Below are 19,303 nucleotides of genomic sequence, written 5' to 3' on the forward strand. Positions count from 1 at the left end.
ACCGAGCCCGGCGAACAGGCCGCGTCATAACGATCAGGGTTGGCAGCGGGTGAGTATTCACCAGGTCTGCTCTTCGGTCGGTGGCGTCGTGATCGCCGTGCCGCGCAAGGTGATTCCCTGCGCGGTCTTCTCAACCATCCGACCTAGGATCGGACGGTGACGACGACAGCGATACCGACGAAGAATGTCGGCCCGAGAGCCAGTGATGGGATGGCACAAAGTCATCGGCTGCTGCACGCGTTCGTCGCCCGCTTTCCGGGCGACGAGTTTGAGCAATGCACGGAAATGCCGCGATCCACGCGTCTCGAACCGCGGGCTGGAGCAATTCTTCACCGCGGCACCGGCCGTGGTGGGCGATTAATGCAGGCGTTCGAGACCTGCTGGTAAGGCCACGCCGATCGCCGATTGCTGGCCCTTGAAGACTCCGCCAACGAGTTGAGGTCTGCGGTTCGCCGCCAGCATGAGCGACCACCACTCTCGCCTGCACTGGGTTCGCGAGACCGCCGACCCCACAACCGGAGGCGGTGATGACCCAGAACGGGCTGCTCGAGTGTGTTCAGCGACATACGGATGCGCAATCGCCGGGGATGCGAGGGTACAGTCGGCTGGCTGCTCAGCCCGTGCCGGACCGGGCGCTGCGGCCTGAGGTTTCTCGTCGTGTTCCGGCGAGGGGATGGCATGACCAGTACGCGGGAATCATCCGAGCTGAGCGCGGAAGCGGCGGAAACCGGAGAGCGTGTCGCGCGGATTCGGCGGCGGCTGGAGCGGTTGATCGGGATCGCGGCGACCGAGGGAAACAAGCTGACGCCCTTGCGCAACGGCGACGAGATCTTCGCGGCGATGCTGGCCGGGATCGCCCGAGCCGAGCACACGGTGGACATGATGACGTTCGTGTACTGGAAAGGTGACATCGCCCGCCAGTTCGCGGAGGCGCTCGCGGAACGGGCGGCTGCCGGAGTGCGGGTGCGGCTGTTGCTCGACGGGTTCGGCAGCCGGCTGATCGAGGCCGAGCTGCTGCAACGGATGGATCGGGCCGGGGTGAAGGTGGCGTGGTTCCGTAAGCCGCTGTATCTCTCGCCGCTGAAACAGAATCACCGCTGCCATCGCAAAGTGCTCGTCGTCGACGAGGAGACAGCGTTCACCGGCGGGGTGGGGATCGCCGAGGAATGGTGCGGCAACGCCCGCAACGAGCACGAGTGGCGGGACACCCACGTCGAGGTGCGCGGCCCGGCCGTGGACGGCATGGCGGCCGCGTTCGCGCAGAACTGGGCGGAGTGCCACGACGAACTCTTCGACGACCGGGATCGATTCATCGACCATCGCCCGCAGGGTGATGCCATCGTGCAGGTGGTGCGCGGCTCGGCCAGTTTCGGCTGGCAGGACATGCAAACCCTGCTGCGCGTGATGCTGGAGTCGGCCGAGGAACGTTTCCGGCTGGCGACCGCGTATTTCTCCCCGGACGCGTTTTTCATCGAGTTGCTGTGCGCCACCGCCCGGCGTGGGGTCGAGGTGGAGATCCTGCTACCCGGGCCGCACACCGACAAGCGGGTCTGTCAGCTGGCCGGACAGCACTACTACGAAGAGCTCGTCGCGTGCGGCGTGAAGATCTACCAGTATCAGCCGACGATGATGCACGCCAAGGTGATCACCGTCGATCGCGTCGCCACGCTGATCGGCTCGACCAATTTCAACCGCCGCTCTCTCGACCACGACGAAGAGATCATGCTCGCGGTCCTGGATCAGGAGTTCACCGCGACCCTGGACGGGCACTTCGACGAGGATGTGGCGGTGAGTGATCCGATCCGAGCCGGCCGGTGGCTGCGGCGCTCCGTCGCGCAGCGGGCGCGCGAGCTGGCCGTCCAGCCCATCCGACGGTTTCTGTAGCCGGGCCCTCACGTGTAGCGAGTGGCGAGCGCGGCGGCGCGTTCGCGCAACGCGTCTCGCAGCCATTGCGGCGCAAGAGCTTTCGCGTTGCCGGCGAGCTGCCACAGCGCCCATTCGGCGTGCCTGCGGTCTTGGAAGCTCACCTCGAGCCGCAGCCGGCCGTCCGGGTCGGTCTCTTCGGCATGGACGGCCAGCGCGGTGCCCACCAGTTCGGCTCGCTGTGCCGGGTTCACGCGGAGTAGCACGGTCCGCACCGACCGGCGCAATCACCGGCCTCTCGCCGGTGACAGCCCTACCGCCGAGATCCAAGCGGCTTTGCGCCGAGAACATCTCACCGCCAAACCAGGGTCTGTCTCGAAGTGGCTGATGGGCGTCCTCGACAAACCCTCGACGTCAAGACACCATCAGAAGCGCTTGATGAGGGTGTTGCGATGACCGCCTGAGCCTGCACCGATGTGCGTGTAGCGGTGGGCTTTCGGTTGTGACACAGGGAAGGGCATCTGGCCCCAGTGAGTGAGCATTCACGGCGACTTCAATCGAAGGCGCCGCCTGGCACGGCCGGATTCGGTACTGTCGCTTCGTGTCAGACCGGGAGAAGCCTGTGCGTCTCAGGGGCGTATCACGCTGGCGGTCAACGACACTCGTAGTGGTCGGTGCCGGCGGCACCGGTTTCGGCGCGGCCGTGCTCTCGGGGGTAGAGGCTAACTTCTCACAGCCCTTGGCGACGCTGCTCGCAGGCGCAGGGGTGCTCACCGCAGGAATCTTGACCTACGTCAATGGCCAGCGCACCCGCGATCAGGCTGAAGCACATCACAACGAAGAGATGATTCGTGAGCGTGAGCGCCACACTCACGACACTGAGCGGGCGCGGGAAGCAGCGCTGTGGGAACGGTTCGGAGCAGCGGCAGCCCAGCTAGCCGACAAGTCCGCGGCGATTCGTATCGCCGGGGTGTACGCGATGGCCGGTGTCGCCGATGAAAGGTCCGGGTCTCACCGCCAGCAATGCATCGACGTGCTGTGCGGCTATCTGCGCCTGCCCTACGATCCGGAACAGGGCGGATCCGGTCGCACCAAATTGGTGACCAAGACCTCCGGCGCCGATGGAGACGAGCAGGAAGAACACACCGAATACCGGCAGAACGATCGTGAAGTGCGCCAGACTATCGTCCGCGTCATTACCGACCACCTACGACCGACGGCTGAACATAGCTGGTCGGCCAACGATTTCGACTTCCGCACCGCGCACCTCGAAGATGCCAACTTCAGCGCCGCGACCTTCTCCGGCACCGCCCAGTTCTATAGCGTGACCTTCTTCGGTCCGGCATGGTTCGGCGGAGCGACCTTCTCGGGGGACGCCCGCTTTAAAGCTGCTACCTTCTCCGGGACCGCTCAGTTCTATGGCGCGACCTTCTCCAGCATTGCCCTTTTCGAGAGGACGAGGTTCTCTCGCGGCGCCCGGTTCGACGGCGCTGTGTTCTCAGGACCGGCGATTTTTACGAAGGCGGACTTCGGAAACCAGACGATTTCGTTCGCCGATCCAAGGCAGTGGGGGCCACCAGCGCCGACATTCGACTGGGACAAGGACCCCACGCAAATGCCCGCCAATGTGGAACCGCATAGTTGGCCGCCAACCGTGAGCACACCACCCCTGGCTGGAGACGGGCGGTCGACGGCGGCCTGATCGAGGAGAGTCACGCCTGATCAATCCGCGCTGATTGCCGAGCAACGCACTCTTGCGCCGCTGATCGCGCCGTTCGAAACGGCCACGTGGCGCTGTTGAAATCAACTAACCTACCGAGTCGAAAGTCGTTCGTCTGCTGCGTCTTTCAAGGCGACTGCTTCAATGAAGGCGATGTCGCCGACTGCAGCGGGCGACTTGTTGCGGTCATGCGCTTGCCACCTTCGTAGATCGTCGATTGGTGAATAGTCGGCCAATGGACGGACGGGCGGTCGCACGGTGTCGAGAAGGATCGGAAGGACTTCGAGGTCACCGAAGATGTTGTCGAGGTCTTTTCGGGCCCGGGTTTCGAGGTAGAACACCGTGACGAGATGGACGGCGGCAGTGGAGTCATCCATGGTCGCCTGGTCAACAGCTGGGTCAGTTCGAGTGTTGTGCGCTGCTTGAATGCGGCTGATTCACCTGATCGTGTCGGCAGTCGGCCCAAATCCGCGGCGAGACCGTAGTCGAGAAGTCGGTGCGGCGCTTCGTTGGTTGTGGGCAGGCCCACGCGATCACGGAAGCGCTTGTCGGCGTGGGTGAACCACGGTCGACGCCAACTGGTCGGTGAGCGCCAAGTAAGTCAGCTGGTACCCCAGTCGTCGCCGGACATGGTCACGAAGCGCGTACTCGCTGATGGTGTCGACATCTGCACCAGCAGCCCGCAGAAAGCCCAAAGAAACGCCCTCGTAGTAGTCGTCATCGATCGCTCTGCACCGAGTTGAGGGCATTCGGGACAGAGACGTGTGGGGCGATCGCCGCACGGTCAACATCGCCGCTGTAGTCCACTGGCCGACTACGGCGGAAAAGCCGCCGGGTCGACCTTGCGTGCCGCAGCTAGAAGCTGGACCAGATGCGCGGTGGGATGCCCCTCTGGAGGCAGTCGACAACAGTTGATGAGCCGAAGTCTCTCCGCTCAGTCCCCAGACGGGCTAGTAATCCGCCGCATATTGTCATCGACATCCCGTGTAAGCGGGTGCTCGGCGCCTAGCACCCGCACACAGTCGATTAGGACCGCCTCGAGCAGGGGAATCGCCTCGTGCACTCGCCCCGCTGCCCGGTAGGCCAGGGCGAGGTGGTTGCGGCTGGTCAAGGTTTCAGGGTGCTCGGTGCCCAGCACCCGTGCGCGGTCGGTGAGGACCGCCTCGCACAGGGCGATCGCCTCGTCCACCCGCCCCGCCACCCTGTAGGCCTCGGCGAGGCTGTGGCGGCTGGTCAAGGTCTCAGGGTGCTCGGTGCCCAGCACCCGCTCGTAGTCGGTGAGGACCGCCTCGTACAGGGCGATCGCCTCGCTCACCCGCCCCGCCAGCCGGTGGGCGACGGCGAGGTCGTGGCGACTGGACAAAATGGACGGGTGTTCGGCGCCCAGCACCCGTGCGCGATCGGTGAGGACCGCCTCGTACAGGGCGATCGCCTCGGTCACCCGCCCCGCTTCTTGGTAGGCGCCGGCGAGATGGTTGCGGCTGGTCAAGGTCTCAGGGTGCTCGGTGCCCAGCACCCGTGCGCGATCGGTGAGGACCGCCTCGAGCAGGGCGATCGCCTCGTGCACCCTTTCCGCCACCCGGTAGGCGAGGGCGAGGTTGTGGCGGCTGGTCAAGGTAGTCGGGTGCTCGGTGCCCAGCACCCGCTCGGTATCGGTGAGGACCGCCTCGTACAGGGCGATCGCCTCGGTCACCCGCCCCGCCAGTAGGTAGGCGCCGGCGAGGTCATGTCGACTGGACAAAATGGACGAGTGCTCGGCGCCCAACACCCGCTCGTAATCGGTCAGGACCACCTCGAGCAGGGCGATCGCCTCGTGCACCCGCCCCGCTTCTCGGTAGGCCAGGGCGAGGCTGTGGCGGCTGGTCAAGGTAGACGGGTGCTCCGCGCCCCGGAGCGTGGACAATTTTGCGGCGGTGCGTTCTCCGCGTTCGATGGCCGCGGCCAGGTTCGTACCCGACCGTGCGGAATGCCATACAGCAGCGGCCAGTGATGCAAGAATGGCGGCGGCTGTCTCGATGGATATCGCACGGTCATCGAGGACCGACCACGTGTGGTCCAGATGTGCGGTGGTTTCGGCGACCACCCCGGCATCGAGGGCAGTTTGCGAGTCGTAACGCACGTCCGGCCACAAGATGTCATCGGCTGATCGGGCTGTGGCGTCGAGGGTTTCGTCGTCGGTGAGCCGGTACTCGCGCACAGCGCGGGCGGTGAGGCGGTGCATGACGATCCGGTCGCCGGTGCCGGTGAGGATCGACAGATTGCGGCAGATGTCGATGGCATCAGCGACAACGCCATCGTCCCCGGGGGCGAGTCGGTTCACGGTGTCGATCCGGACGCCCTCGGGGGCCAGGATCGCGATGACTCGCAACAACAGATCAATGACGGGACCGCTGGTGTGGTCCATGGCCGCGTCGATGGCTTCTCGTAGCGCCGTGTCCACGGGGAGGGGGTAGTCGCTGCCGGCGTGTCTCGGCAGGCCCTCGGCGAGGGTTCGAATGCGCAGGAACTCGCTGTAGTCGCCGAAGGTGCGGAATCGGGTGGAGCGCTGGGTGATCGTCGCGGCCGCGACCGCCAGCCCCAGGGCGTGATCGCCCAGGAGGTCGGCGAGTTCGCCGGCGCCGGCGGGATCGTTGCGGGCGGTGCGGGTGCTCAGGTAGCGCACCGATTCGGCGCGGGTGTAGGTGCTGACGTGTACCTGTGTGCCGATCACCGCGAACCGGTGGTCAGTGGTGGTAATCAAGGTTTGCGTGGCTCGGGTGGGCCGGTACTGCGCGATCAGGTCGGGATCGACCGCGTTGTCGAAGATCAGCAGATGCCGGCCCGGCCGGTCGTTCAACGCCCGCACCACCGCCCGCGCCGAGGCTGGGGTGTCGCCATCGGGATCGGCGACACCGAGAACCAAAGCGAGACGGTGGAGTTCGGCTTCCAGGACTTCTCTTGATTCGGCGTTGGACCAGACCACAACCCCCGCAACGGGCTCGGCCAGCCGTCGACGCGCGTAGGCGGCGGCGAGCTGGGTTTTGCCGATGCCGCGCAGTCCGGTCAGCGAACACAACGAGTCCTGAGTGTCGGCCTGGAACGCGCCGGCGATCTCGTCCAATGTGGCTCGCTCGACGAAACACGGTGAGGCGTCAGGGAAGTCACCGACCCGCAGTAACTGTTCGGTCAGGTCCTCGCGTACTGCCTGGTTCAGGATCTGGATGGCGACGTTCCCGCCGATCACCGAACCGTGCATGTGCACCGCGACCGGCCCGGCGCCAAGGGGCTCAGCGCCGTCGGGGCTGCTGCCGGTGGAGTGTGGGTCGGGACCGGCGGTTCCCGCCACACTCACCGAGGGTGTGGCGACTCCCCTGCGGTGATGTCGGAGGCATTGAAATCCTGCGCGATCTTCGCCCCGTGCAACCGTATCCCGATATCGGAGCCATGGACCCGGTCCGCGTTGAACGACCCACCGACCTCGAGATCGGTCAAATCCATACCGATCCGCTCGAATACCTCAGGGGTGTGCTCACCGACCGTGTCGATGAGGCGCTGCGCGGCCTCGCCCAACTCCTCATCGGCCCCCGCACCCGCATCGGTCAGGTCCTCAGCGAGTGAGTCCCTTTTGGCCTCGGAGTCTGGACGCCGTTCCACCCCGGAGACGTCCACCCCTGGATAGCGGCTGGCCAAAATCTGTTTCAGGCCCGCGTAGGCATCGGTGACAGCGAGTTTGGCTGCCTCGGTCAACCCCGCACCCGCCCCCGCCGCAGCCAACGCCACCGCAGCCGTCACGACCGTCACATCCATACATACCCCTCCCATGATCCGCGCCAAGCCGCGAAACCGCTGTCCCCGATGGTATTCGAGGGCCGCCGCCGACAAGGACGATTCGGCCCCGGAACACGCGGTAATGCCTGCGGGCTCAGGCGGACCGAAGCGGCCAGCACGGGACTACTGAAGATCGACGGGCCGAGGTCTCAGCGCCGGCGACGCACTGAACGTCCTTCTATGCCCTTGGTCTCAATGGGTCAGCGCAACACACTGGAATCTCCTGGTGAGGAACGGATGTGATGCGCAATGGCCTCGAGTAGACCGCTGTCGGAGACGAGAACCCCGTTGACCGAGGCTCAGGTCGAGGAGGTGTGGCAGCGGTGGCGGTCCGGGCAAGCGATCAAGGTTCTTGCTCGAGAAATGCGCCGGCACCCTTCAACGGTGCGCGACCTACTCAAACGCTGCGGCGGAGTCCGGCCGGCTCCTCGCCGCCGCAGCGAGTTGCGCCTGAGTTTGGATGAGCGAGAAGAGATCTCGCGAGGATTGGCCGCGGGGGACTCGCTGCGCAGTATCGCCCGCCGCCTGGGTCGAGCGCCTTCGACGATCTCGCGTGAGGTCGCTGGGCGCGGCGGTCGTTTCGCTTACCGGGCCTTGCCTGCCGATCAGGCGGCGTGGGCTCGGGCGACGCGACCGAAACCGACCAAATTGTCCCGGAATCCAGTATTGGCGGCGGTGGTGGCCGAGAAACTCGCTGCGAGGTGGTCGCCGCAGCAGATCGCGGGCTGGCTGCGGCGAAATCCGCAGTCCAGCATGGGTTATGTGTCGCACGAGACGATTTACCGGGCGTTGTTCATCCAGGCTCGTGGCGAGCTGCGCCGCGAGTTGACCCGTTATCTGCGCACCCACCGGGCCATGCGCCGCCCGAAGGTCAAGCGTGAGCCCGACGGCCGCGGTCAGCGCCGCGGTGTGCTCAATATCGCTGAACGCCCTGCCGAGGCTGCCGATCGAGCCGTTCCCGGGCATTGGGAAGGCGATTTGGTGTTCGGGCGTGGCATGTCTCCGGTCGCCACCCTGGTCGAACGGTCCACCCGGTTTCTGCTGCTGGTCGCTCTGCCCGAGGGCAAGCGCGCTGATCTGGTCGCCGACGCGTTGGCGGCCCGGATCCTGACCCTGCCTGATGCGTTGCGGCGGACCCTGACCTGGGACCAAGGCTACGAAATGGCCGAACACGCCGCGTTCACCGTCGCCACCGGCGTCCCGGTCTACTTCTGCGACCCGAAAAGTCCGTGGCAGCGCGGCAGTAACGAGAACACCAACGGGCTGCTCCGCCAATACCTTCCCCGACATCTCGACTTCCGCACCTATAGCCAGTCCGACCTGGATGCGATCGCCGACGAACTCAACGGACGCCCTCGACAAACCCTCGGATTTCGCACACCATCAGAAGCACTCGAAGAGGTGTTGCGTTGACCGCCTGAGCCCGCACCGCGATCCGCGCGATCCCGAGGCCGCGGCGCCGGCCGGACGAACGCACTGATCTCTCGAATTGAGCATGCTGCACCTACGCCAGCTGGGTAAGCAGCTCCGATTTCACCCGCATCGTGTGAGCAACCCTCTCGATGCCGGTCCTACGGTGACCGGATGGGCAGTGTGCTGGGCGATCTACTCCCGCTGGCGGTAGGTGTGGCGATCTCGCCGATTCCTATTGTCGCCGCCATCTTGATGATCCTCTCCCGCAACGCAGCCGGCTCCGGCACCGGTTTCGCGCTCGGGTGGGTCTGCGGCATCGCCGTGGTCACCATCGTGTTCGTGGCACTGTCGGGGATGCTCGGTGGCTCCGGCGATCGGCAGGCGTCGACCGCCGGGTCCTGGATCAAGGTCGGCTTGGGTGTGGCGCTGTTGGCGCTGGCCGCCGCGCAATGGCGGCGGCGCTCCGACACCGACCCGCCGGGGTGGATGCGGGCCATCGACAGCTTCACGACCATCAAGGCCGCGGGCTTGGGAGTGCTGCTGTCGGCGGTGAATCCCAAAAACATGCTGCTGTGCGTCTCGGCGGGTGTGACGATCGGGTCCAGCGACCTGGCTACAGGCGAGAAAGCCGTTGCCGTAGCGGTTTTCACGGTGCTGGCGGCGGCCAGCGTCCTGATGGTCGTGCTGAGTTACGCCGTGGCGGCCGACCGGCTGCGCGAAAGCCTCGACCGGACCCGACAGTGGCTGCAGGCCAACAACCACGCTGTCATGGCGATCGTGCTGCTGGTGATGGGCGCGGCGGTGATCGGCAAGGGGATAGGTGGTTTGTGACGGGCGGACCGGTCACTTCCGTCGCGTCGCGATCGCTCGCGGACGGCGTTTGCGCAGCATCAGCACTCCTGTCAACCATCCGATCGCGAACATCACCAGCAGAATCAACCACATCGGGGACCGAATCGAGATCAACAGGAGCTCGATCTCCACCTTGTCGCGGTTCTCGAAGAAGAAGATGACGGCAACAGCGGTCAACCCCAACGCCAACCATTGATTGAGCGAGAGCCTCGACAGCGGCGACGGCTTCTTCGTCGACTGGTCCATCGCTGGTCTCCTCGCGGAACCCCGCCCCTCGAACGGATTGCCGGCGCTGCTGGTCACGCCAGCGCCTTGGCTTTGAGCTGGTCGAACTCCTGGGCGGTGATCGTGCCCTCGGCGAGAAGCCGCTTGGCGTCGGCAATCTGCGCGGCCGGGCTGGTTCCCGCGGTGTCGCGGATGTAGTCGGCTTGGGCAGCCTGGAGCTGCTCGACCTCGGCTGTCGAGCGCTGCCGCATTCCCTCGCCACGCACGATCAGATACACCAGCGAGGTCAGCAACGGCAGCAAGATCAGGAACAAGATCCACAGCGCCTTCACCCAGCCCGAGGTCCCTCGGTCCCGGAACAGATCGCCGATGATGTAGAACAGCAACAGCAGGTAGGCGATGAACGCGAAACTCACCACGACCAGCCAAATCGCTTCCCAGAACGACATAACACACCTCGATTGCGTCGGACGGATGTCACCCCAGGGGGCGACGAATGCCGTCACGGTATTCCGCAGATCGGGGGAGCAGGCTCACCCGATTCGGGTGAAGAACGCCTACATCATCACCTCTTACCGATGGATAGCCGAGCTGTCGCTAGCGGCAATAACCTGTCGAATCTGCGATGCATTTCGAAACGGCGGCGATTTGCTCTTGCGTTTCGCAAATTCTTCCGGCACATCGGCTCGGACACTATGGTTTGAGGGCATTGCGGCCATCATCTGTCTCGGGTGAGGTTCCAAACAGTCGAAAGCAGTCATTCCGGGCCGATAATGCGCTAGAGCAGGTAGTTCACTGCCAAACCGCTGCAGGAGATACGGTGTCCGTTTCGCAGAGCTTCAGCCCGCAACAGCATCGTGATCACGTGCCGGCAAGCCCGCCCGGCCTCCCTCGACTGGCCTTTCCACCCATCGACCGCAGCGACCTGATAGCTGCCTTGGATGCTGCGGTCAGCAATCGGGCCGGCCCTGTGCTGATCATTTGCTCCCCGGTCGGAACCGGGAAAACGGTGCTCTTGACGGAGTGGCTGGCGCGACAATCCAGCGGGGCTTTCCCCGGCGGTTCGGCCTGGCTCGGCCTCACCGAAGGCCGACCGGCCACCACACTCTGGCACCGCCTGAGCGAGTCGCTCAACCTGCCCGCTGCCGCCCACGCACCCTTGACCACCCCGCTGACCGAAGCCGCCGAGCTGGCCGAGCAACTCGCCGAGCGCGCGTTGCCGACGCTGCTGGTCATCGACGATGCCCATCTGGCCACCGATCCGGTGACCCTCGCCGGGCTGGAACACTTTCTGGTACACGCACCGGATTGCTTGACCACCGTCCTGGCCGCACGTTTCGAACCACCCATTCGCTGGCATCAACTCGCGCTGAGCTCGCGCCTGCGCAGGTGGACGGCCGAGGACCTGGCGTTTTCGCCCGCCGAGGTAGCGCAGATCTGCCGCGAACACGACTGTGCGCTCGACGATTCCGGCATCGCGCTGCTCATGAGTCTGACGCGCGGATGGGCGGCGCTGGTACGGATAGCCGCCCTCTACCTCGCGGCACGATCCGAGCCTCCGGCCGCGGCACTCACTGCTCTGGCTCGCCTACCGAACGCGGTGTCGGACCTGCTGACCGGCGAGCTCATCGACACGCTCCCGCCCGGTATACGGATGTTCCTGACCTACACCAGCGTGCCCGACGAGTTCACCGAGCCACTGGCCGACGACTTGATCGGCGGCGGCTCCGCGCAATGGCTGCACGAGCTCGCCCGCCTGAACTACCCGCTGATGAGCGTCGTTCGCAACGACGAGCTCTGGTACTCCTATCATCCGATGCTGCGCGCCTACTTCCGCGCCGAACTCAACCGGCTGGGCCCAGAGGTCGCAAACGAACTGCACTCGCACACGGCGCTGTACTTGGGCTCGATCGGCGAGGCCGCCGACGCACTACCGCACCTTTTGAACCTGCCGAACCGGGAACCACTGCACGACTTTCTCGCCCAGCATGCCCTGAGCGTCATCCTCGACGGTCGAGGGACCGAACTGTTCGAGGGGCTGGCTACCCTGGACGCGACCCTCCTCGCGGACCCATTCATCCAACTGCTTCATGTCGCCGACGCGCTGAGCCGCGCCGACGTTCCCACCGCCCGCGCCCACTACGATGCGATGAAACCCGCACGCGCGCAACCGAGTTCGCTGGTCTCCGCAGATATACGCGCCGTCCTCGCCGCCGCGGTGACCGCCGAACTGGGGCTGGCCACCGCCACCCGCCCGGAACGGCCCGACGTCGAAAACTCGGCGCCCACTGGACAACCCGACCTGGATTGCTACCTCGCCGTCGAAACGGCTACGACGCTGCTCGCGCGCGGGGAACTCCACGAGGGTGAACGCCGACTACGCGCAGCGCTGGCCGCCGCGGATCTGCGCGCTCATCCCCGACTACGGCTGCGCGTACTCACCCGCCTGGCCATGGCCGCCGCGCTCGCCGGCACGCTCACCACCCTGCGTGAACGCGGCGAAGCCGCACTGGCATTCGCCCGCCAGCACGATCTGAGCGCTGCGTGGGAAGCTGCCCACGCCGCCGCTCTCACCGTGATGGGCGCCTATCTGCAGGGGGAGGCGCAACACGCGTCCGACCTCGTCCCGCCGATCCACGCCGCGGATCGGCTCGGGACAGACCTGCTGGAGCCGGCCTCCGGGTCGCCCACGCAACTGGTCGCGATCCTGACGGCCACCGAGGACAACAGCGCCGCGGAACTGCTCAGGCAGCGGTTGTCCCGCCTGCTCGACACCCAACCGACGGCATTCAGTAGCGGATTGGTTCCCTTGGTTGTGTGGCGATTGCTGCGGGCGCGCGAAACCTACGAAGCGCAACTGCTCACCGACCACGCCCACGCCGTTTTCGGCGATACCCCTGAGATCGCTTTGGCCCGAGCGGCGCTCGCGGCTACGGCAAACCGGTCGCGCACGGTCCTGGATCTCGTTCGACCGTTGCTGGCCTCGTCCCCGCCCGCACACCCGGTCCACGAAGTCACCGCGTGGCTACTGCATGCCCGCGCCCACCACGAACTCGGCTGTGCGGCCAAGGCGCGCGAAGGGGTCGAAAGCGGGCTCCGCCGGGCGGCCGGCGAACAGATAGTGCGGCCGTTCTTGGACGTGCCCGGCGCATTGACGTTGCTGGACGCCTTCGCGGGCAGCTTCGGTCGCTACGACGGGTTTGCCGCCGCGCTGCGCCGACACCCACTGGTGCACAGAACATCCCAGCATCCGTCGCTGACCGACACGGAGTTGAAAGTGCTACGCCACCTACCGTCCGCACACTCGACACAACAGATAGCCGACGATCTCGGTGTCTCGATCAACACTGTGAAAACCCACCTGCGTGGCATCTACGCCAAGCTCGGAACCAACTCGCGGGTGCAGGTCCTGGCTGCCGCCCGCAGCAGCGGCCTGCTGTGACTACGCGCGGCCGACTTCACCCGCAGCGGATGAAGTCGCCTCCACGCCGGGAGAGCATTCTCGTGCCATGTGGGTGACCCAGGGCGAACAACGCGGACGGAAGCGAGGTCGACTACCGATGTCGGCGAAGTATCAGTTCGTTGTCGAGGGTGCGCTGTCCGAACGTGTGCTGGCCGCCTTCCCCGAACTGGAATCGGCCACCCGCGAAGCCACTACGGCACTGACCGGGACGGTCGCCGACTCCACTGCGATGCGCGGCGTCCTGGCCCGCCTCGACAACCTCGGGCTGACGCTGCTGGAGATGCGCCGACTACCGGAGTGAGGAGACCGCCGTGCAGCTGCTGGCGCCGCGAAGCCAACGGCGAACCCTCGACGAACTCGACGACCGGCTCGATTTCACCGCCGGTGACGTTCGCGCCAAGCGGTCGGCGTTCTGGATCATGCTCGCGTTGTCGAGTGTCATCGCGTGCTCGGGGGTTGTCGGTGACTCGACCGCGACGGTGATCGGAGCCATGATTGTCGCACCGCTGTCGGTCCCGATTCTCGGCATCGCGCTCGGAATCGCCACCGGCAGAGCCGCATTGGTAGGGCGCAGTCTGCTGCTGGTCGCGGCGGGCGTCGTACTTGTCATCGCGGTAGGCTTCCTCATCGCGCAGTTGCTGCCGAACCCGACGAACGTGCTGTCGAACTCCCAGGTACTCGGGCGGACCTCACCGAAACTGATGGACCTCACCGCGGCCCTGGCCACCGGACTCGTCGGAGTCATCGCGATGATCCGCCGCGACGTCGGCGACGTCTTGCCCGGGGTGGCGATCGCGATCTCGCTGGTGCCGCCTTTGGCGGTCGTCGGAGTCTGCTTGGGCTCGCATGCGCCGGCTTTGGCGCTGGGCGCTTTCGTGCTCTTCGCCTCCAATGTGGTCGCCATGGTCATCACCGCCACCGTGGTCCTCGTCGCGACCGGCTACGCTCACGACGCCGCACGGGATTCCGCCCGGCACGGCCGGTCCTACGCGGTGCTGGCCGCCGCATTGCTGCTGGTGGCCGCGCCGATGGCGGTCAATTCCCTGACCTCCCTGTGGGCCGATCGGGTGTCCGGTGCAGCCGCGGCATGGTTGCACGAGGTGCACGGAGCCGAGGTCACCGACGTCACCCTGCACAGTGACACCGCGACCATCCAGGTGCTGGCCCCCGGCGATCTGCCCGCTGTGGAGGACCTGCAACGCGAGGTCGACGACATCGTCCCGTGGAATCCGCGAGTGGTGATCGTGCATACCGTCGGCAGCAAGCTGGACAACAATTGACCAGGCGTGTTTTCACCCATTTCGGGTGAGGCTGGCCGCCGGGTAGCGGTGCAGGCTCTGGCTATGGCTGCGACACCGAAACCGGCATCCGAGTCCATCATTCGCCAGCACAAGGCGCTGCTCGAACAGTTGCCGTTCTCCGATACCCAGGACTTCGACGACGCGACGCGCGGGTTGATCGCCCGGCGCACCCCGAACGCGGTCACCGACGGTGACGGGACCGTCCTGTGGGACAACGACACCTATTCCTTCCTCGAAGGGGACGCGCCCGACACGGTCAATCCCAGCCTGTGGCGGCAGTCCCGACTCGCCACGGTCGAGGGACTCTTCGAAGTCGTACCCGGCATCTACCAGGTGCGCGGCCTGGATTTGTCCAACACCTCCTTCATCGAAGGCGAGGAGGGAGTCGTCGTGGTCGATACCCTGCTCTCGGTCGAGACCGGCCGCGCCGCGCTGGAACTCTATCGTCGGCATCGCGGCGACCGCCCGGTGAAAGCGATCATCTACACCCACTCACACGCCGACCACTTCGGCGGGGTGAAAGGCTTTGTCTCCCAGCATGAAGTGGACGACGGCACAGTCAAGATCTTCGCACCCGAAGGCTTCGTCGAGCACTCGGTCGCCGAGAACGTCTACGCCGGAACCGCCATGAATCGCCGCGCCGCGTACATGTACGGCGCCGCGCTGGCTCGTGGCCCGCAGGGACAGGTCGGGGCGGGACTGGGGCAGACGGTATCCACGGGCACGGTCTCGCTCATCGCGCCGACCGACTTCATCACCACCACCGGCCACGAGGAAACCGTCGACGGTGTGCGGATGATCTTCCAGATGGCGCCGGACACCGAAGCGCCGTCGGAAATGCTGGTCTACTTTCCGGATTTCAAGGCGCTGTGCGCCGCCGAGGACGCCACCCACACCTTCCACAACCTGCTGACCCTGCGCGGCGCGGTCGTGCGCGACCCGCACGGCTGGGCCGGCTACATCACCGAGACCATCGACCTGTTCGGCGCGGACGCCGAAGTCGTCTTCGCCTCCCATCACTGGCCGGTCTGGGACAACGACCGGGTGCGCGCGTTCCTGTCCACCCAGCGTGACCTGTATGCCTACGTGCACGACCAGACGCTGCGGCTGATGAACAAAGGCCTGACCGGTCCGGAGATCGCCGAAGAGATCGAGTTGCCGCCCGCGCTCGAAAACGCTTGGTGCGCACACGGTTACTACGGGTCGCTCAGCCATAACGTCAAGGCGGTCTATCAGCGCTACCTCGGTTGGTTCGACGGCAACCCGGCAAGTCTGTGGGAGCACACCCCCGTGGAGCAGTCCAAGCGCTACGTCGACTTCATGGGCGGCGCCGACGCGGTGGTCGCCAAGGCTCGCGAATCCTTCGACGCCGGTGACTATCGGTGGGTCGCCCAGGTGATCAACCATGTCGTGTTCACCGATCCCGGCCACGCCCAAGCCCGAGAGCTTTTGGCGGACACTTACGAACAGCTCGGCTACGGCGCCGAGAACGGTACCTGGCGCAACTTCTATCTGTCCGGCGCGACCGAGTTGCGGGACGGTCAGTTCGGTACACCCACCGAAACCAACGCACCCGACATTCTCGCCCAACTCACCCCGGCCATGCTGTTCGACGCGATCGCCATCCAGATCGACGGCCCGAAGGCGTGGGACGAGAAGCTCGCGATCGACATCGTGCTCACCGATACCGACGAGCGTTACCGGTTGACGCTGGCCAACGGCGTGCTCACCTACAGCGGCCGCCCGCAGCCAGGCGAAGCAGAGGCGACGCTGACCACGACCCGCGCGTACTTGTCGTCGCTCCTGCTGGGCGGACTGTCCCAGAGCAGACTCACCGACACCGGAAGCAGGCTGACCGGTGACACCTCGACCCTCGCACGCCTCGTGGCGCTACTCGAGCCCGGCGACAAGAACTTCGCGATCGTCACGCCTTGAGGGGTAGCACGACCACCGCACGGATCGGAGGCGTTCATGGAGATCGAGGCGGCGAGCAAGGGCCGAGCGCCATTCCCGCACTACCTCGATTGGTGCGGAGTACCCTTTCGGTAGGTGCGCCGGGAAGTCTGGTCGGCAGGTCATATCCGCCGACCGTGAAGGACTTTCGATGTCCACTGCTACAGCGCCGCCTTCGCGCGCTATCGATCTCAGCTCGCCTGTTTCCATCGAGCACCTTTCGAAACGCTTCGGCCGCACCGTCGCCGTCGACGATCTCAGCCTGAGTGTCGGCCATGGCGAGGTGTTCGGATTCCTCGGACCCAACGGGGCGGGGAAGTCGACGACCATCCGGCTGCTGCTGGGCTTGATCCGGCCCACCGCCGGGACGGCGCGGATATTCGGTCACGACGCCGGTGCGGTCCGGACCGCGCACCGTCACCTCGCCTACGTCCCGGCCGATGTCGCGTTGTGGCCGTCGTTGACCGGGACCGAGATTCTGGAGTTGCTCGCCCGCCTCGGTCCCGGCGTCGACCTCGCCTACCGCGCCGAGTTGATAGACCGGTTCGCGCTCGATACGAGCAAACTCGGCAAAACCTATTCGACCGGCAACCGGCAGAAGGTCGCGCTGATCGCGGCATTCGCCACCCGCGCGCCGCTGCTGGTGCTCGATGAGCCGACCAGCGGACTGGATCCGTTGATGGAGCGCGAATTTCGGCGCTGTGTGACCGATGCCCGGAATCGGGGCCAGACGGTGTTTCTGAGTTCGCACCAGCTCGGCGAGGTCGAATCACTGTGCGACCGGGTGGCGATCCTGCGCGGTGGCCGACTGGTCGAGATCGCGACGTTGGCAGAGCTGCGACGACTTCAGCGGACCATCGTCGAAGTTTCCTACGACGGCGAGTTTCCCGAGTTGACCCGGGTCGAGGGTGTCATCGGCGTCGAAACGCTCGAAGCGGGCCGACTCCGATTCACCCTCTCCGGTCCTCCCGCCCCGGCACTGCGCGCCCTGGCCGCGGCACAGGTGACGGCGTTGTCGTCGCGCGAGCCGACCTTGGAGGAGATCTTCCTCGACTACTACGGCGAGACTGGTCGATGACCGCCGCCGCACGTCCGGAGCCGCTGAACACGTCTACGCCGGGGCGGGCGCTGGTCTGGTTGACCGGCCGCCTAATGCTGCGCGGCACCGTCCTGGTCGCCCTCGCTGTGAGCATGATGTCCGCGGTTGTCGCCGCGCAGTATCAGGCGGTCTTCGCCGACACTCTCGATGCCGGGGCGCTGGGTGCTCTTGCCGAAAACCCCGCTGTGCGAATCCTGTTCGGTGCACCGCAGGCACTCGACAACGCTGGGGGATTCACTGTCTGGCGCACCGGCACACCCGTTCTCGTGCTCTGTGGTGCCTGGGCGCTGCTGGCCGCTACCCGGATCACTCGTGGGGAGGAAGATGCTGGGCGCTGGGATCTACTGCTCGGCGGACGAGCCCGGTTGCGGGCCTTGGTCTTCCGGGCGGCAGCCGCGCTGACTCTCGCCGCGGTCCTGATCGCTGTGGCAGTCGGGGGCGGATTGTTCGTAGTCGGCACAGATCCCGCCGGTGCGCTGCTGCACGCGCTCTGTGTGTTCGGCTCCACGGTGGCTTTCGCCAATCTAGGTTTGCTCGCCGCGCAAGTCCTGCCCACCCGGTCCGCGGCCACCGGACTCGCCTCCGCCGTTCTGGGGGTCGCCCTGCTGCTGCGGATGCTCGCAGACGGGGTGAGCTTCCTGGCTTGGGCCGCCTGGCTGACACCCTTCGGCCTTGCCGCCCGGACCGCCCCGTATGCCGATAACCGCGTGCTGCCCGTGCTCGTCTTGCTCTGCTTGGCCGTTGCTCCCGGCGCGGTCGCGCTTGTCGCCGCCCGTCATCGAGACCTCGGCGGCGGCCTGATCGTTATGACCGGCGCCAGGCGCGCCCGGACTCGGCTGTTGGGTTCGATACCCGGTTTCGCGGTACGGCGCGCCCTTGTGCCCACGCTGGGGTGGATGGTCGGGATCGCAACCTATTTCCTGCTGATCGGTGCACTGATCGCCTCGATCCTGGAATTCTTCGGCGAGAATCCGCGCTTCGCCGAGGTGGCTGCGGCAGCCGGGTTCGGGCTCGGTTCGCCGTCGGGGTTCGCAGCCGCGATGTTCGCGGTGCTGGCCATGCCCGCCGGCGGTTACGCCGCCATCCGGGTAGCGGCCATGGGCGCCGATGAGCGCGCACGGCGCTGGACTGTGCTGCATGCCCTTCCGGTAAGCCGATACCATTGGGCCGCAACAGAGTTCGTAGTCACCGCAGCCGGATCCGCGATTCTGCTCGGTACCGCGGCGACCGCGATGTGGCTGGGCGCTGTGCTCACCGGTGCGCCGCTGGGGTTGGGGCAAGCGCTCGCCGGTGCCTTCAATGTGTTCCCGGTGGCGTTGTTGTCACTCGGTGCCGGTGTCCTGGCGCTGGGCTGGCGGCCGGCTGCCATCGGCGTCATCGGTGCGATCCCCGCCATCGGTGGCTTCTTCATCGATGTCATGGCCCAAAGCGTCGGCGCCCCGGCCTGGGTCCGCGAGATCTCTCCGTTCGCGCACTTGGCGGCGGTGCCCGTTACCGCGCCGGACTGGTTCTCCGGCGCCATGATGATCGCCATCGCCGCAGCCGTGACCGTGCTCGGCCTCTACGGATACGCACGCCGTGATCTCGATGGCTGACTCGACGGTACT

General features: G+C 66.1%; 16 protein-coding genes. 10 read left to right on the plus strand and 6 right to left on the minus strand.

All coding sequences use genetic code 11. From position 1 onward, the window contains the following. Nucleotides 1–678: 678 nt before the first annotated feature. Nucleotides 679–1,884, plus strand: a complete 1,206-nt coding sequence (locus BJ987_RS22335) for a phospholipase D-like domain-containing protein (RefSeq protein WP_209893442.1) — start codon at nt 679–681, stop codon at nt 1,882–1,884. Nucleotides 1,885–1,892: 8 nt separating this feature from the next. Here BJ987_RS22335 and BJ987_RS22340 read toward each other — a convergent pair whose 3' ends face one another. Continuing rightward, on the minus strand, nt 1,893–2,138 hold the full coding sequence (locus BJ987_RS22340; RefSeq protein WP_307869715.1) for a WCX domain-containing protein: 246 nt from the start codon (nt 2,136–2,138) through the stop codon (nt 1,893–1,895). Between the two features lie 326 nt (nt 2,139–2,464). On the opposite strand from BJ987_RS22340, the gene BJ987_RS22345 reads away from it, so the two are divergent. Then, entirely contained in the window at nt 2,465–3,565 is a 1,101-nt protein-coding gene (locus BJ987_RS22345) for a pentapeptide repeat-containing protein (protein ID WP_209893447.1), read from the plus strand. A 110-nt stretch (nt 3,566–3,675) separates the two neighbouring features. Here the strand turns inward: BJ987_RS22345 and BJ987_RS22350 are convergent, their stop codons facing one another. From BJ987_RS22350 to BJ987_RS22360, 3 genes are all read right to left on the minus strand, one after another. Next, complete coding sequence (locus BJ987_RS22350; RefSeq protein WP_209893450.1) at nt 3,676–3,960, minus strand: hypothetical protein; 285 nt, start codon at nt 3,958–3,960, stop codon at nt 3,676–3,678. A 557-nt stretch (nt 3,961–4,517) separates the two neighbouring features. Next, nucleotides 4,518–6,908 carry an FxSxx-COOH system tetratricopeptide repeat protein gene (fxsT, locus tag BJ987_RS22355; RefSeq protein WP_209893453.1) on the minus strand — a complete coding sequence of 797 codons (2,391 nt, stop codon included), beginning with the start codon at nt 6,906–6,908 and terminating at the stop codon, nt 4,518–4,520. Between the two features lie 2 nt (nt 6,909–6,910). Next, complete coding sequence (locus tag BJ987_RS22360; protein WP_209893456.1) at nt 6,911–7,369, minus strand: Het-E N-terminal domain-containing protein; 459 nt, start codon at nt 7,367–7,369, stop codon at nt 6,911–6,913. Nucleotides 7,370–7,639: 270 nt separating this feature from the next. Here BJ987_RS22360 and BJ987_RS22365 point away from each other — a divergent pair, with 270 nt between their 5' ends. Both BJ987_RS22365 and BJ987_RS22370 read left to right on the plus strand, forming a co-directional pair. Then, nucleotides 7,640–8,803, plus strand: coding sequence for an IS30 family transposase (locus tag BJ987_RS22365; RefSeq protein ID WP_209893459.1), 1,164 nt, complete (start codon nt 7,640–7,642; stop codon nt 8,801–8,803). Nucleotides 8,804–8,974: 171 nt separating this feature from the next. Continuing rightward, nucleotides 8,975–9,634 carry a GAP family protein gene (locus BJ987_RS22370; RefSeq protein ID WP_209893462.1) on the plus strand — a complete coding sequence of 220 codons (660 nt, stop codon included), beginning with the start codon at nt 8,975–8,977 and terminating at the stop codon, nt 9,632–9,634. A gap of 12 nt (nt 9,635–9,646) precedes the next feature. Here BJ987_RS22370 and BJ987_RS22375 read toward each other — a convergent pair whose 3' ends face one another. After that, nucleotides 9,647–9,901, minus strand: a complete 255-nt coding sequence (locus tag BJ987_RS22375) for a LapA family protein (protein WP_209893465.1) — start codon at nt 9,899–9,901, stop codon at nt 9,647–9,649. Between the two features lie 53 nt (nt 9,902–9,954). Next, a complete protein-coding gene (locus tag BJ987_RS22380) occupies nt 9,955–10,329 on the minus strand; it encodes an SHOCT domain-containing protein (protein WP_209893468.1) in 375 nt (124 codons plus the stop codon). A 560-nt stretch (nt 10,330–10,889) separates the two neighbouring features. Between BJ987_RS22380 and BJ987_RS22385 the strand changes: the two genes are divergently transcribed. The 6 genes from BJ987_RS22385 (at nt 10,890) to BJ987_RS22410 (ending at nt 19,291) form a co-directional block, all read left to right on the plus strand. Beyond that, nucleotides 10,890–13,322 carry a winged helix-turn-helix domain-containing protein gene (locus tag BJ987_RS22385; RefSeq protein WP_209893470.1) on the plus strand — a complete coding sequence of 811 codons (2,433 nt, stop codon included), beginning with the start codon at nt 10,890–10,892 and terminating at the stop codon, nt 13,320–13,322. Between the two features lie 118 nt (nt 13,323–13,440). Beyond that, on the plus strand, nt 13,441–13,644 hold the full coding sequence (locus tag BJ987_RS22390; protein WP_209893474.1) for a DUF8691 family protein: 204 nt from the start codon (nt 13,441–13,443) through the stop codon (nt 13,642–13,644). Nucleotides 13,645–13,654: 10 nt separating this feature from the next. Beyond that, nucleotides 13,655–14,623 carry a TIGR00341 family protein gene (locus BJ987_RS22395; protein ID WP_209893477.1) on the plus strand — a complete coding sequence of 323 codons (969 nt, stop codon included), beginning with the start codon at nt 13,655–13,657 and terminating at the stop codon, nt 14,621–14,623. Nucleotides 14,624–14,686: 63 nt separating this feature from the next. Next, a complete protein-coding gene (locus BJ987_RS22400; protein ID WP_209893480.1) occupies nt 14,687–16,579 on the plus strand; it encodes an alkyl/aryl-sulfatase in 1,893 nt (630 codons plus the stop codon). Between the two features lie 169 nt (nt 16,580–16,748). Continuing rightward, entirely contained in the window at nt 16,749–17,675 is a 927-nt protein-coding gene (locus BJ987_RS22405) for an ABC transporter ATP-binding protein (RefSeq protein WP_209893483.1), read from the plus strand. Next, complete coding sequence (locus BJ987_RS22410; RefSeq protein WP_209893486.1) at nt 17,672–19,291, plus strand: ABC transporter permease; 1,620 nt, start codon at nt 17,672–17,674, stop codon at nt 19,289–19,291. The genes BJ987_RS22405 and BJ987_RS22410 overlap by 4 nt, the downstream gene beginning before the upstream one ends. The last annotated feature ends 12 nt before the right edge of the window (nt 19,292–19,303 follow it).

It is taken from the genome of Nocardia goodfellowii, from assembly GCF_017875645.1.
GTDB classification, from domain to species: Bacteria; Actinomycetota; Actinomycetes; order Mycobacteriales; family Mycobacteriaceae; genus Nocardia; species Nocardia goodfellowii.